Annotated in this window: 10 protein-coding genes; 2 read left to right on the forward strand and 8 right to left on the reverse strand. The window is 58.1% G+C overall.

Features of this window, described 5'->3' with window-relative positions:
- Positions 1-140 precede the first annotated feature (140 nt).
- The 3 genes from NITLEN_RS05770 to NITLEN_RS05785 all read right to left on the reverse strand — a co-directional run bounded on the left by NITLEN_RS05770 (position 141) and on the right by NITLEN_RS05785 (position 7301).
- Positions 141-3578 carry a molybdopterin-dependent oxidoreductase gene (locus NITLEN_RS05770; protein ID WP_121988656.1) on the reverse strand — a complete coding sequence of 1146 codons (3438 nt, stop codon included), beginning with the start codon at positions 3576-3578 and terminating at the stop codon, positions 141-143.
- 1063 nt (positions 3579-4641) lie between these two features.
- Positions 4642-6213, reverse strand: a complete 1572-nt coding sequence (locus tag NITLEN_RS05780; protein ID WP_245924390.1) for a sigma-54-dependent Fis family transcriptional regulator — start codon at positions 6211-6213, stop codon at positions 4642-4644.
- Positions 6214-6668: 455 nt separating this feature from the next.
- The gene (locus tag NITLEN_RS05785; RefSeq protein ID WP_121988658.1) at positions 6669-7301 is read right to left on the reverse strand and encodes a hypothetical protein; all 633 of its coding nucleotides are present in this window, start codon (positions 7299-7301) and stop codon (positions 6669-6671) included.
- A gap of 148 nt (positions 7302-7449) precedes the next feature.
- Here NITLEN_RS05785 and NITLEN_RS05790 point away from each other — a divergent pair, with 148 nt between their 5' ends.
- The gene (locus NITLEN_RS05790; RefSeq protein WP_121988659.1) at positions 7450-8082 is read left to right on the forward strand and encodes a helix-turn-helix transcriptional regulator; all 633 of its coding nucleotides are present in this window, start codon (positions 7450-7452) and stop codon (positions 8080-8082) included.
- Between the two features lie 82 nt (positions 8083-8164).
- Positions 8165-9247, forward strand: coding sequence for a bifunctional DNA-binding transcriptional regulator/O6-methylguanine-DNA methyltransferase Ada (ada, locus tag NITLEN_RS05795; RefSeq protein WP_121988660.1), 1083 nt, complete (start codon positions 8165-8167; stop codon positions 9245-9247).
- Between the two features lie 105 nt (positions 9248-9352).
- Here the strand turns inward: ada and NITLEN_RS05800 are convergent, their stop codons facing one another.
- The 5 genes from NITLEN_RS05800 to NITLEN_RS05820 all read right to left on the reverse strand — a co-directional run bounded on the left by NITLEN_RS05800 (position 9353) and on the right by NITLEN_RS05820 (position 14339).
- Positions 9353-9715 (reverse strand): hypothetical protein, encoded by a 363-nt coding sequence (locus NITLEN_RS05800; RefSeq protein ID WP_121988661.1) that lies wholly within the window; start codon positions 9713-9715, stop codon positions 9353-9355.
- Positions 9716-9897: 182 nt separating this feature from the next.
- Positions 9898-10560 carry a response regulator gene (locus NITLEN_RS05805; protein ID WP_121988662.1) on the reverse strand — a complete coding sequence of 221 codons (663 nt, stop codon included), beginning with the start codon at positions 10558-10560 and terminating at the stop codon, positions 9898-9900.
- Positions 10561-10575: 15 nt separating this feature from the next.
- On the reverse strand, positions 10576-11775 hold the full coding sequence (locus NITLEN_RS05810) for a sensor histidine kinase (RefSeq protein ID WP_121988663.1): 1200 nt from the start codon (positions 11773-11775) through the stop codon (positions 10576-10578).
- Between the two features lie 169 nt (positions 11776-11944).
- Positions 11945-12715 carry a CBS domain-containing protein gene (locus tag NITLEN_RS05815; RefSeq protein WP_181416665.1) on the reverse strand — a complete coding sequence of 257 codons (771 nt, stop codon included), beginning with the start codon at positions 12713-12715 and terminating at the stop codon, positions 11945-11947.
- 61 nt (positions 12716-12776) lie between these two features.
- Positions 12777-14339, reverse strand: a complete 1563-nt coding sequence (locus NITLEN_RS05820; RefSeq protein ID WP_121988665.1) for a ferredoxin--nitrite reductase — start codon at positions 14337-14339, stop codon at positions 12777-12779.
- Positions 14340-14356 lie beyond the last annotated feature (17 nt).

Below are 14356 nucleotides of genomic sequence, written 5' to 3' on the forward strand. Positions count from 1 at the left end.
CATGATCTCGTGGTTATGTCGTACACACATCTGCGACTTCTAGTGCTGTGTTCAGAGCTCTACTGCCTGAGGGTGTTCCGGGTATCCGGATCCAGAGTAGCACACTCAGGACCCGGGTGGCCCGGCCTCCACATCGAACTCTACACCTTGATCTTAATGTGCTCGCCTTTGAGCCACTTGATCATGAACTCGTTTTCCTGACCCGGCGTGAAGCCGGTCCGAACCGGTTCCCACGGACCGCGTGCCCCGATGCCGCCGTCTTCCGCCTTGGTGATGCGGATGAGACATTCCTTCGGGACCGTGTTGATCGCGTGGTGGTCGACCTGATAGCCCCACTTAAACTTCCAGGCAATCGCGTGCTTGCCCGGGAGTGAGTCGGTTTGGTGCATCGGCATCAACCAGTTCCGGGTAAAGGACTGTTGGGCCCCATACCGGAAGTTGGATTGATAGCCGGTGTCCACCGCGATGGCGCGTCCGTCCGGACGTGTCTCGTGGCCCTTCACCGACTTCGGCGTCGACACGTACGGGGCATGCTTTGCCATCGTGACGTGGTACGGATAGGAGGGGTTGTACTTCGCCCGGATCATCAACCGCGCCACCTTGTAGTACGGATCCGAGGGCTTCCAGCCGCGATACGGCCGGTCCACCGGGTTCCCGTCCACATAGACGTAGTCGCCGTCGTTGATGCCGCGGTCTTTCGCGGCCTGCGGGTTGATGTGCAACTGGTGTTCGCCGACCCCTGGCGTCCGCTTGTCCATGCGGTACGGATCGCCGAAGTTCGACTCATAGATCTGCACCCAGTCATTCACCGACCACTGGCTGTGCACCCGATGCCGGGTCTTCGGGGTGACGCAGTAGAACTGGTACCCTTTTTCCCACAACGGGTTGCTGTGCCGCTTGATCTCATCCCACGACAACTTGATGTTCCGAACGGTCTTGTCATCGTGATGTTGCGCCGTGATCGGAATCCCGTAGTCATCCGGACGAACATAGGGGTTCGTCGTAAAGATGGCGTTGGGCAAGTACGCGGTCGCTTCCGGTCCCTCACGGTGAGAGATGAAGTTTTCGCCGTACTCGATGGCTTCCGGTTCCACCCGGTAATTTTCATACCGGCCAGACCTCGTCCACATCGGCTTGCTTTCGTTCGTCTCCTCCCAGAACGGATGTCTGGGATAAGTACGAACCATGACCATCCAGCCCTTTTCCGACTTCAGCATGACGTCTGCTGAATAGCCGTAGAAGGTCGAGGAGGCATCGAGCATCCGCTGCGCATAGACGTCCACGCGGTTGGTATAGACCATCGCGAAGTAGTCCTTCATGCGCTTGTCGCCGGTCATCTCCGACAATTTCGCCGCCACGCCTGCGAAGGTATCGAGGTCGTTGCGCGTGTCGTACAAGGGACGAATCCCGCCCTTCCAAATCTGCACCCACGGATTGGACACCGTCACGGTCATTTCCGGATAGGTGAACTCCATCCAGGAGTTACAGGCAAAGGCGATATCGTTGTGGTTGACGTCCGAGGTCATCTCGATATCCTGCGTGATCAGGGTCTCGATGTTCGGATCCACGTTGCGCACCATGTCGTAATGGTGCTTGGCGTTGTTCAAGACGTTCACGTTCACGACCCAACGGAATTTGCTGGGCGTGGGCATGTGCGTCTTGCCCGTGAACACTTTCCGGCCATACTTCGGCGTATTGACGATCAAGGCGGTGTCGCCGTGGTTCCAATAGCCGACCTCTTCGCCGTAGTAGTACGACTTGGTCTTGATTTCCTTCCCGTGCGCGTTCGGATCCGTCGTGATGTTGAACGGATCTTCTCCGGTGTGCACGGCCAGACCCGCGCCGGACCAGGGGGTGGCGGTCCATGTTCCGGCTTTGTAGTTACCGGCCCATGTATGCTGTCCCGTTCCGAACTTACCGACGTTCCCGGTGATGATGAGCACCATCGCGGCTGCACGTCCGGTCGAAGTCATGTGGAAGTAGTGACAGACACCTTCACCGTTGTGGATCGCGGCCGGCTTGATCGTGCCTGAGTCGCGGGCCCACCGGACGATGAGGTCCTTCGGGGTCCGGCAAATCTGATGCGTGGTATCCAGGTCGTAGTCCTGGAAGTGCACCAGATACATCTGCCACACCGGCATCACGTCGATCTCACGACCGTTGAGCAGCTTCACACGGAACGTGCCGTTGAGGGCTGCGTCGATACCGCTGTTCGTATAGTGCCATCCCACCTGCTCACGATGGAGAGGTATCGCCGCCTTTTTATTGAGATCCCAGACCATCATGCCGCCGAGCCGTTCGATCTGCTCCGGCTTCAACGATTGCATGCGGCCCGAGTAGCTCTTCGAGAAGTCGGGGAAGGCATAGTCCTTCACCACATCCCGCGGATCCAGATACTGCAACGTATCCGTGCGAATAAGGATCGGAGCATCGGTAAAGGACTTCAGGAAGTCCATGTCGTGCATGTTTTCATCGACGATGATCTTCATCGCCCCGATGAACAAAGCACCGTCTGACTCCGGACGCAGCGGCATCCAGTAGTCGGCACGATAGGCGGTCGGATTGTATTCGGGCGTGATGACGACCACACGGGCGCCGCGCTCGATACATTCCAACTTCCAGTGCGCTTCCGGCATCTTGTTTTCGACGAAGTTCTTACCCCAGCTGGTGTTCAGCTTGGAGAAGCGCATGTCGGACAGGTCGATGTCGGACCCCTGCGCCCCGGACCACCAGGGCTGGGCGGGGTTCTGGTCGCCGTGCCAGGTGTAGTTCGACCAATACCGGCCGCCCTGCGCCTGTTCCGGGCTCACCTTCCGAATCCAGGTGTCCAACAACGCGTTGATACCACCGTTCATGCGGGTGTTGCCCATCTTACCGAGAATACCGAGCACCGGCATACCAGCGCGATGCTTGAAGCACCGGGTCCCTGCGCCCTTCATCATTTCGATCATTTCCGGAGCATAGCCCTGCTCGCGGAGACGACGCGCACCGGCCTCACCGCTATACCGCGTGGCAATGATCACCATCGCCTTGGCCGCATAGGTGAAGGCCGTATCCCAGGACACGCGGAGCATGTCGTCTAGGAAGCGACTGTCAAACTTGTATTTCCGCTTGGTGTCTGGCGTCAGCTCGGGGGAACCGTCGTCCACCCACGCCTTCCAGCCTTTCCGCATCAACGGACCCTTCAAACGATAGGGGCCGTACACGCGGCGATGGAAGGTGAACCCCTTCAAGCACATGCGCGGATTGTGCGCGAACGTGCCGCGGTTGCCGTAGAGGTCTTCATAGGTTTGGTGGTCGTAGTTCTGCTCGACGCGCATCACCACACCGTTCCGGACGAAGGCCCGAATACGGCAGGCATGCGTATCGTTCGGCGAACAACACCACGTAAAGGATGAATCGTACCGGTATTGGTCGTGATAGACACGCTCCCACGACCGATCCGGGTAGTCACCCAGCGGGTTCCCGACTTCGATGACCGGCTGCAGCGCGGTCAACGCCAGGACCTTGTCGGCCACCGCCACCGCGGCAACCGTTCCCGCAGAGACTTTCAAAAACTGTCTGCGTGATAAAAACATGAAGGATTTCCTCCTTGCCAAAATGAATAAGTCGGATGAGCGCTTATAAGCTCGCCGCATGGGCTTTTTGCACCTCCTTTCATGCACCACGCCCGACTAGTCCTTATATGGCATGGTGACCATGCGGCCCTATCGAAGCGCGCAAATTCCATGCCGATTGGCCACTAGCAACCAGTGCCGTCAACGTCTTGAATTTAAAGAACAGCGCTTGAATATCACCTCAACGACGTCGCGAACTGTCGCGATAAATCGCGAAGACGCCGCGAGAATTGAGTGTGCGCGATGCTTGGGATTGCCCGGCGCATAAAAAGAACGGCCGCAGAACCAACCCACAGCACAGACGCCTGGCTCGCAATCTCCCAGTGCCGATGCAGGGAGAGACGGCGGTCATTCGACCCCAGTTCTACGCCAACCTTTCGGGCGCCAGGCACTCTGTCCTTTGGATCGAACATACGGCTGCCAATCGGCCAAGTCGGCAATGATGCAGGACATTCGGTTTGCGCGTATCACGGGATCGTCCATGAATCCGCAGTTGATACACCGATATCCCTGGAGTGATGACCAAGCCTTCTCCTTGTCGAGTTCGGCTACGATTTCGTTGTCAGGGATCAGCAATCCGCCGCATCGAGGACATGCCATGAGAGGCCTCCTTTCCTGCCGTCGATAGCCAGTTCCTTCTGCTGCACCTCGCGATTCATCTCGGCTTGCATCTACGTGTCAGGGCACGAGCTTCAGAAGACTGGGCGGCGCGACCCCGCTGTCAGATTTCTGCACGAAGTCACGCTGTCAGTGATGGGGTCATTGCCACGCGATGCTCCGAACTCGCGCACAGGCAGATGCGATGCGGTTCTGCACACACGAGACATAGTCTTATCGCTATGACCGCAAGCCACGTGCCAGTCTTCCCAAGCATGCGTCCGAGTGAAAACTTTCCGCGACTTTCAAGGGATCGAGCCAAGTTCTGCGTGAACTTGCATCGGAGGATCCACTGCTGATGCAGCTCGAATCGTGACCGCTCACGGTTTTTCGCGAGCGGCCGACGGTGTGACGATCGGAGGATTAATTATGAGGGGAAGACTTGATCAGGCGGAGAGGACACGGAGGGACGGGATAGCCCTAACTTCTTCATTCGACTACGCAGCGTACTAGGATTCACGCCCAATCGGGCAGCGGCACCCAACGGACCATAAATCCGCCAAGCCGCCCATTGGAGAGCATCGAGAATGTGCCGGCGTTCTGAATCTTGCAACGTCACCGGCCGTTCAGGAACGACCGTCTGCTTGAGGCTGGGAGCCAGCACGCGTTCGTCGATTTCCACGACATGCGTCGTCGCAAGAATGGCCGCACGCTCAACCACATTCTGCAATTCACGAATATTCCCAGGCCAGTCATACCGCGCCAATCGTGGGATCGCCGCCCCATCAAACATAAGGTTGCTGCGGGTCAGCTTGGTCTTGCAAAGTTGAAGAAAATGTTCAGCTAAAAGCGGAATGTCCTCTCTGCGATCGCGCAACGGGGGAATCACAAGAGGAAACACCGTCAGCCGGTAGTATAAATCTGCTCGAAACCGTCCCTCGGAGACGGCTTGCGCAAGATCGACGTTGGTTGCGGCAATCAGGCGGACATCCACCCGGATCGATTGCGTGCTCCCGACCCGATCGACTAATTGATCTTCCAACACCCGCAACAGCTTGGCTTGGACCGACAACGGCATTTCTCCGATTTCATCGAGAAAAAGCGTCCCTTCATGCGCCAGCTCAAACCGGCCGTGATGCCGCTGCACGGCACCGGTAAAAGCGCCCCGTTCATGTCCGAATAATTCACTTTCGACCAGACCGCTCGGCAGCGTCGCGCAATTGAGTCGCACAAACGGTTTCTTCCGCCGCAAACTGCCCTCGTGAATAGCGTGTGCGACCAACTCTTTTCCTGTGCCGGTCTCGCCCATGATCAGCACCGTCGAAGGAGTCGCGGCGACGGCCTCAATCTGGGTCAGTACCGTACGAAACTCGTCGCTTTTGCCGACCAGGAGTCCGAAATTGCATTTCTGCTTAATTTCTTCGGTGAGATAGGCGTTCTGCTTGGTCAGTTGCAGGCTCAACCGTGTCAGCTGCTCGTAGGCTTGAACATTCTCAATCGCGAGACCGACCTGAATCGCGATCTGGCGTAAAAACTCCAAAGTCACGGCATCCGGCTGGCCCGATGCGATACTCCCGATGTTGAGAGTGCCCAGACACCCTCCGCGCACAAGCAGCGGAAGATTCACCATCCGTCCAAGCCCCTCCTTGGCGTAGAACTGATCCTCTAAGAAGACTTGTTCCTGCTGGAGATTCGGTCGAACATGAACCTCACGGTTGTCATAGACCCATCCCACCGCACTGCCGCTTCGTGGAATAACGATGTCCTGTTTGAGAAACCGTTTCGGCAAACTGGTCTCCAGTGCATGGAACCGAAAGCCGTCATCCTCCGAGGCGTATAACATGATCCCGGCTCGTTCCCACGCCACAACCTCTTTGATATGCTGCGTGCATACTTGCCAGAGACTATCCAGTTTGCGCTGGGAGTTCAGCACGTTCGTGACTTCCAGCAATGCGTGATACCGGCGATCAACGGGAATCATAGCTGCCGACTCTTGCATGAGAACTCCGTCATGACAGAGAATTGTAAGAACAACCCATTGGGTTATCGTACAGTGAATCAGAGAACACTATAGTAACACGATATTTATCCGCAACCTTCGCCGGCAATTTCTGCACTCCTACGTGACCCTCACCTGCTCCAGAATGCGTAACAGACACCCCTATTAGAGGAACACCCTCTTAATAAGAGCGGTGGCTTCGGTTGTTCATCATGTGGAATGTATCCTTGCGACGCCCTCTTTCCCAACACGATGCCCCTCATGATGGATTTCCGGTGAGCGCAGGGAGCGCAGAATAAAGATGCCGAGAGTACCACGCAATGGATTTCTGGCACATCGGGAGCAAAGCCGAACCCATCAGGAATCTCGGCAAAAGGAATGAGGCGCACAAGCCAGCAGGGGGAAGATAGGGACACGCCTTCCCTCATCGCGAGACAAGGCGCGTCCCACTTCCGCTAGAACTTTGCGGGGAACTGCTGGGCCAAGGCACCGGTCAAGGTATCTGCCACAACATAGATGTGCTTCTTCATGCCGGTCCAGGTCTCTGCCTCCTGAGCATACTCACCGGTTTTCAACTGCTGAAACTGTTGGATGTGGTGTGCCGCATGAGCCATCAAGAGTCCCATCACGGCGTCTTTCGGCAGATAGGGATTGGCGCTGCTCAGGAACGCGGAAATCTCTCCGGCATTGGCGGTGAGCGCCTTGACCGCCGCCTCCTGCTGCGCGGCATTACCCGCCACAACTGCGTCAAGATCGTCGCGGATCGCCCCGTAGTGCCCGGCCAACAGACTGAATAACTTGTCCGCTGCCGGCTTCCCGTAAAATGGTTCGATGGATTGGGCTATCTGCTGGGCATTCGCCACCACGGATTTTTCAGCACTTTCACGGGCCGCGACATTCTTATCCATCGTGGCGACGGCCACGTTGCGGATGCCGAGAATATGACCGAGCCAGAGATCGCGCAACACCGCCTTCGTATCGGCGATCTTGGCCGGCGACGCGGAGACTACGGGAGCCTGAGGCGTCGTGCAGGCGACCGAGATGAGGATGACACCGAGGACGAACAAGGCACGAAACGAGCGAACCATACGAAACCTCCTGGTTGGAAACCCTAGAATGCCTGACCGGGCCCGAGACTACTGACCCATGAGATAGTTTGTCAATATATATATGTTACAAGCATATCAATAGCCAATTTGGCTAGTTTTCTGTATACTTCACTCGGAGGTTTGCACGATGCGGACACAGGGTTCCCGGCGAGACCAGCTCCTGCGATTACTCCTGGAGAAAAAGACCGGTCGCACGATCGATGAGCTCGCGCGCGGGCTCCACGTGTCGCGCAATGCCGTTCGCCAGCATCTCACCTCCCTCACCGCAGAAGGGCTCGTCACGAAAGGCCCGGTGCAAGCGACCGGAGGCCGGCCGGAACAACTCTACATACTCAGCGCGGAAGGCCATGAGGGATTTCCCCGCAAGTACTCGTGGTTTTCCGAGTTGCTTTTAGACTCGCTGAAATCTGAAAAGGGAGAGGCCGCGTTGATCGCGCGGTTTGAAAAACTCGGAGCACAGGTCGGCGCGCAGTTACACCATGCTCACCATCTTCCGGGCCCTGCCGCTGAACGGATTACCCGCCTGGCGACGGCGATGCACGAACTCGGCTATGAGGCGTCATCAACGGCGGCCACCGGCCGGCAGCTCCCGATGATCGAGGCATCCAATTGCGTGTTTCACCACCTCGCCACCCGCTTTCCTGAAGTCTGTCATTTCGATCTGGCCCTGCTTTCGACCTTCGTCGGACGCCCGGTCGAGCATGATGAATGTATTGTCCGTGGCGGCCATCTCTGTCGATTCAAATTCAAGCCCGCATGAGCCGCGTTCATTACTTCTGCGCTGCAAGTTTGACCGCAAGATTCGGATAGTCCCCGGCCCTGGTCAGGCGGTATCATGATCCATGACGTTCGATCTCACAGGAGACCTGGCTGCCGTGGATCCTCTCGCAGCCTGGCACGCGGTACTGAATCGTGACCGCCAATTCGATGGACGCTTCGTCTATGCCGTTTCCTCCACTCAGGTCTACTGTCGCCCTTCCTGCCCATCTCGCCGTCCGGCCCGCCACCGCGTGAGCTTCTTTCCATCGCCGCAACAGGCAGAAGCCGCGGGCTTCCGTGCCTGCCGGCGTTGCCGACCTCAATCTACTCAGGGCTCCTTGCCGGACCAGCGAATCGAACAGGCCCGTCAATACCTGGACGACCATGCAGATGAGACGGTCACGCTCCGTCGATTAGCCGATCACGTCACACTCAGCCCGTTTCACTTACAGCGAGCCTTTCAACGCACACTGGGCCTCTCACCCAAGGCCTATCAGGATGCTAAGCGCATCGAACGATTTACCGCCTTACTGAACCAGGGCGCCAGTGTCACGCATGCGACCTACGCCGCAGGCTTCGGTTCCAGCAGTCGCGTTGCGGAACGCGTGTCGGACACACTCGGAATGACACCGTCCGCCTATCGATCGGGCGGCAAAGGTGTGACCCTGCGCTATACCACGGCACGCACAGCGGTCGGACGAGTGTTGATGGCCGGAACGGAACGAGGGGTTGTCTCGGTGAGTCTGGGAAAAAGTGACGCAAGCCTGCTTGCCTTACTCCACGATGCGTACCCACAGGCCACGCTCTCCCGCGATCAGAACGGATTGAAGCGACAGATGCAGGCCCTGCTCCAGTGCCTCAACGGCAGGCCACTCTCAGATGCGCTGTCACTGGATATGCAAGGAACGGCTTTTCAGCGGAAAGTCTGGAAGGCGCTTCAGGATATTCCTCGCGGATCGACCCGAACCTATCGTGAGATCGCACGGGAAATCGGGCAACCGACGGCCGCCCGCGCCGTAGCCAGAGCCTGCGCAACCAATCCAGTTGCCATCGTCATCCCCTGCCATCGTGTTGTGCGGGAAGGCGGCAACTTGGCTGGCTATCGTTGGGGGCTTGAAAGGAAGAAACAGCTCCTGGCGCTCGAACGAGAGCGCCAGGATATCTGACGAGACAGGCATCCGATCAACCTGAGCTGAACACGGGATGAGTCGAGCGACTCACACCGTAGATTCAAAGCACCTCGCCGTACTACGAGTCACAACAACCGGCTCCTATTGACAGGCGACGGTCAGCGCCTGTTTGCTGGCAGCCGCCAGTTGCTCCAGGTCGCGAGCCTTTGCCCGATAGGTTTGCGCCGCCGTCAGCAGTCCACTCTTCACAAACCCTTTCGGGTCAACGTATTCACTCTGTACTGCGGCTCGTCGTTCATACGTGGCCGCTTCCGCATAGTTGGCTTCAGCCTGATCGCAATACGACTGTGCCGTCTCATGATGCGCCTGCGCCCCGACCGCTTCCTGAGCACCGGCGATCGCCTGGGACGCGATTCCGGAACAGCCGAACAAGACAGCGCTGAATAGCATGACGCCACCCATCACCGTAGACCGCCGATTGTCCAACTTCATGTTGTTGCTCATCACATACCTCCGTAGGTTACGTCCGCCTTTGAGCTGAACCCTTAAGTGCAGCATACCGCCACGTCGGTACTGGCACTAGACGGTAGATACCGTATGGAAGCGCGAGCATTTTCCTTGGGTGGCACCAAGGGATTCCCTTGGTATGTGAGAAAGAAGAACCGTAGAAAGAGAGGGGGAGTGCCTTAGGAATCTACCGCAACCAGACCGCTGCGAATCGCATAGCGAACGAGCCCGGCGACATCGTGAATCTCCAATCGCCGCATCAATTCTGCGCGGTGCCCTTCTACCGTTTTGACGCTCAAATCGAGCTTGCCCGCAATTTCCTTCGTGGACCCGCCTTCGGCGATCAACTTCAACACTTCACACTGCCGCGGAGATAACACCGCGCCTTTGTTCTGCGCCGTCCCCTGCCTGAGATAGTCGTCCACTACCTTCTTGGACACACTAGGCGCCAGATAGGTCTCTCCCCGCATGACCGCCTTGAGAGCCAACTCCAACTCAGGCGGCTCGGCTCCTTTCAAAAGGTACCCGGAAGCACCGGCCCGGAGCGCTTGGCGGACATACTCTTCGTTGGAATGCATGGAGAGAATGATGACCCGCACCTGTGGCCACGATGCCGTGATGCGGGCAGCCGCCTCGATGCCCGAAAGACCGGGAAGGGCGATGTCCATCAACACTAGATTGGGTCGATCTCGCTCGACCAGCTTGATCGCGTCAGGCCCGCTTCCGGCTTCGGCAACAACCTGTACCCCCTCAAAGCTCTGGAGCAGCGCGCACAGTCCGGCTCGAAAGAGGGCATGATCGTCAACCAACAGAATCCGCACCGCCTTTGAGGTGGCTCGCATACTCCCCCCTCTCCTTCAAACGGCTTCGTCGAACGGAATCATCGCCGACAGCTTCGTGCCCTTCCGCTTTTCCGAACTGATCTCAAATTGCCCGTTAAACGCCCTGATTCGTTCTTGAATTCCGATTAATCCCAGATGCGACCGTTCTCCGGAAACCCGCAACACTTCGTTGGGAGAAAATCCGATGCCATCGTCTTCGATGACCAGCTTGACGCCTTTCTTGATAGGCCGCAGCGTGACGGCCATCCGGCTCGCCTTGGCATGCCTCAGGATATTGGTCACGCCTTCTTGGACAATCCTAAAGCAGGCCACCAACGCATCAGGAGACAACCCCCGAGGGATGGCCACGGAATCGACCTCCGTTCGAATCCCGGCCCGCTCGCCCTGCTTGCCGACATACCACCGCACGGCGGAGGCCAATCCAAAATCGTCAAGCATGGACGGACGCAAATCGAGCGCCATGTCGCGCACGCGCGCGACCGTCTGATCGATGATCATAAAGCTGTCGTTGAGAGAGGCGGTTTGGCGTGTCGAATCCGTGGTTCTCTGAATCGCCTGCAAATTCACTTTGAGCGTCGTAAAGGCTTGGCCGATTTCATCATGCAGATCGAGCGCCAACTGCCGCCGCTCTTGCTCCTGCAAGCGCATCGACTGTTTGGACAGCGCTTGCAGCCGCTCATGAGCCACCAACAGCTCCTCTTCCGCCCGGCGTCTGGTCAAATAGGAGGCACAACTGTCGGCCAATGAATTGATCAGATCCCGCTCCTCTGCGAGAAAGGGCCCTTCGCTTTCCGGCGGACGTTTCGCCCGATAGACCACCTCAAGCTTCCCGCGGCGTCCGTCGGGCGTCGTAAAATCAGCCCGCTGTATCCACGCCGTCCGTCTGAACCCGGCGGTAGGGAACCGCATCCCGTCAACCGTCAAGCAGGCTTCGGTCACCTCGGGATACTGCCACGCAGGAGGAATCAGCGAGACAATTTCACGCAACACGCTCGATACTGGCTTGACGTTGTCCTGCATCAAGCGAACGGTGCGATGCAGGGCGCTGAGCTCCTTCACCCGTTCAACGAGCAAGTGCGCCACCCCCCCGCGCGTCGAGTGGATGGTCTCAGCCTTCTCCGTGCGCGGTTTCTTCAACCCTGCGCCGGCGGCGGAACGAGCGCCTCTTTCAACCGGTCGCGGCAGTCGTTTCGATCTGCGCTTCGATGAATTCATGCTCCCCTTTCAAGCACGTCAGATCGACGCCGACGGCAAGCGTATTCGCAGGGCGGCCCCACATCTCGTCCTACGTTACGCTCACGGCCTCTCCGGAGCTCCACAGGTTGTCGGGCTTCAGAAAAGTGAGCATGCGCGCGGCAATGACCGGATAGCCAATGCGACTCGGCTACGGCGTGGCATCCTGGAATGCGCGCACTAAGTCAGAGACCGACAGCACGCCGATGACGGTACCGTCGGCAGTCACCGGTAAATGCCGGATCCCTTGTTTTTTCATCAAGGCCATCGCCTCGGATAGGGGTTCGTCTTCCTCGATCGTGACGAACGATTTGCTCATGCAGGCTGATACCGCCGTCGTATTTGGATCGAGCCCTTTCGCGACGGCTTTGCGGCTGAGATCGGCGTCGGTGATGATCCCGATGTAGCGGGAGCCGTCATCCACCATCAACGAGCCTACTTTATGCTTCAGCAACAGCTTCCCGGCTTCCTTTATCGTCGCCGCGCGATGGATACTCCGCACGTCATGCGACATATAGGCCTCCACGGTCGCGCGCAACCCTCCCTTCCCGTGACGGCTGCTTTCCCGCGTCGCCTGCACCCGGCGACGCAACTCCAAATCAGCCAGACAACTGGCGAGCACTTGGCGGCGCTGCTGAAGCGTTTCCCGCTCCACATCGTGCATCCCGCTCTCTTGGGCCTCTTCCGGGAGCATGATCGACTCCCCGCTCTTCGCGTAAAAGTAGGCTTCGGATTCTTCCGATGCGGCGCCGAACACCTGTCCGATCAGATCCTCGGCGGCTTCGTCAAAGTCTTCCAATGACGCGGTTCCTCGCTTGCGCGAGAGAAACGGCTGGAACTTCACGAGCATCTGTTTGACGCGCTCAATATATCGATCAAGAATATCGCTGCGTGTTAAGCCTGTACGAACTCGCTTTGGCATAAGGTCCCTCCTGCGTGATACGCGAGGATATCCCATGCGCGGCACAGCCTCAAGCCTTCCCCTACGCCGCGGGCGAAATATTCGTTTCTTTACCCGCCAGCACTTTCCTGGCGCCTCCGCCGCGGACGCGGTGCATTTTCTCTCGCGTGTGATACGGCAACAGGCCTTCGAGCACTGCCGGAAGCTTGTCGCAGGGTACATCTTCCATAATCTTGAGGGCCAGCTTCGGATCGGGCCCCGAGCGGCCGCCGATGTAAATATCGACGGCCTCGACGACCTTTCCGTCGATTTTTGCTTTTTTCCCCAATAACCCCACATCGGCGACCAAGTGATTGCCGCAGCTCGCGGGACAGCCGGACCAGTGCATGGTAATCGGCTTGAGCGAAGCGCCTAGCCGTCCTTCAAGCGCCTTGGCCACCGCAACTGCCCGCCCTTTGCTTTCGATCACCGCCAGATTGCAGTAGTCACTGCCGACACAACTGACCAGGCCTTTATAGAGGGCGGAAGGATTGTAGGCGAATTGTTTCAAGAGCGGCTCATCCGCCAGATCTCCGACGGTTCGGTCGCTGATATTGGGGATGATCAATGCTTGACTCGGGGTAATCCTGATCTCCCCGTTGCCATACTTCTCCGCCAAGCTTAGGATTTTCACGAGGTCCGCCGCTTTGACCCGCCCGACCAACACCTTCAGTCCCGCATAATTCATCCCCTGTTGCCGTTGACGGAAAATCCCGACATGGTCCTGCTCACCCGCCTTCCGGGCATCTATTCCGGCAGACGCGAGTCGTTTTCCCACACGGGCTTCCACTTCGGCACGGAATCGGGCTTCGCCCCATTCCTCGATCAGGAACGCGAGACGGGCTTGAGTGCGGCTCTCCCTCGGCCCATGATCGCGGTAAATTCCCAGAATCGCGCGGCAGACATCCAGCGCCTCGGAGGGATTGACGAACACGTCCAGCGGCGTGGCGATCCGGTACCCGCCCGATCCCAGCTTGCCACCTACGAGCACATTGAATCCCACGCAGCGATCATGTCCCAAATCGTAGTGCGCCGGTACGAGCGCCAGATCCTGCGTTTCCATATGCACGCAGTTATGCGGGCAGCCGGTCACCGCGACATTCAGTTTGCGCGGCAAATTAGAGTAGGCCGGCTTGCCGAGAATCTCCTCGTTGATCGCCCGCACCAGCGCCATGGTCTCGACAACCTCATCCGGGTTGAGGCCGGAAATGGCACAGGTCATAACGTTGCGAACATTGTCCATCCCGGTTTGCATGGAGGTCAGCCCGACCCCGTCCATCTTGGCAAAGACCGCCGGCACGTCTTCGATCTTGATGTTCCGGAGCTGCACTTGTTGTCTGGTCGTCAAGTCCAAGACGCCATTGCCATACGTCGAGGCAATCTCCGCCAGAGCCCGCAATTGATACGATGTGGTCTGACCTCCGGGAATCCGCACCCGCACCATGAAGAACCCAGGCGTCGGGTTGCGCAAAAAGAGGCCGCACCATTTGAGCCGCTGGATATCGGCCTCAGGAATCGCTTCCCACCCAGTCGTCGCGTAGTGAGCGATCATCTCCCGCACCGTTAATCCATCGCGCTCCGTCTTGATCGCCTCGATCTTGTTCATCCCGTCCTCCTCACGGC

The organism is Nitrospira lenta (genome assembly GCF_900403705.1).
In the GTDB taxonomy this organism is placed as follows: domain Bacteria; phylum Nitrospirota; class Nitrospiria; order Nitrospirales; family Nitrospiraceae; genus Nitrospira_D; species Nitrospira_D lenta.

Coding starts and splice junctions, on each gene's coding strand:
- NITLEN_RS05770 (WP_121988656.1), bottom strand. CDS start 3,578: ATGTTTTTATCACGCAGACAGTTTTTGAAAGTCTCTGCGGGAACGGTT.
- ada (WP_121988660.1), top strand. CDS start 8,165: ATGACGTTCGATCTCACAGGAGACCTGGCTGCCGTGGATCCTCTCGCA.
- NITLEN_RS05820 (WP_121988665.1), bottom strand. CDS start 14,339: ATGAACAAGATCGAGGCGATCAAGACGGAGCGCGATGGATTAACGGTG.
- NITLEN_RS05800 (WP_121988661.1), bottom strand. CDS start 9,715: ATGAGCAACAACATGAAGTTGGACAATCGGCGGTCTACGGTGATGGGT.
- NITLEN_RS05790 (WP_121988659.1), top strand. CDS start 7,450: ATGCGGACACAGGGTTCCCGGCGAGACCAGCTCCTGCGATTACTCCTG.
- NITLEN_RS05805 (WP_121988662.1), bottom strand. CDS start 10,560: ATGCGAGCCACCTCAAAGGCGGTGCGGATTCTGTTGGTTGACGATCAT.
- NITLEN_RS05810 (WP_121988663.1), bottom strand. CDS start 11,775: ATGAATTCATCGAAGCGCAGATCGAAACGACTGCCGCGACCGGTTGAA.
- NITLEN_RS05815 (WP_181416665.1), bottom strand. CDS start 12,715: ATGCCAAAGCGAGTTCGTACAGGCTTAACACGCAGCGATATTCTTGAT.
- NITLEN_RS05780 (WP_245924390.1), bottom strand. CDS start 6,213: ATGCAAGAGTCGGCAGCTATGATTCCCGTTGATCGCCGGTATCACGCA.
- NITLEN_RS05785 (WP_121988658.1), bottom strand. CDS start 7,301: ATGGTTCGCTCGTTTCGTGCCTTGTTCGTCCTCGGTGTCATCCTCATC.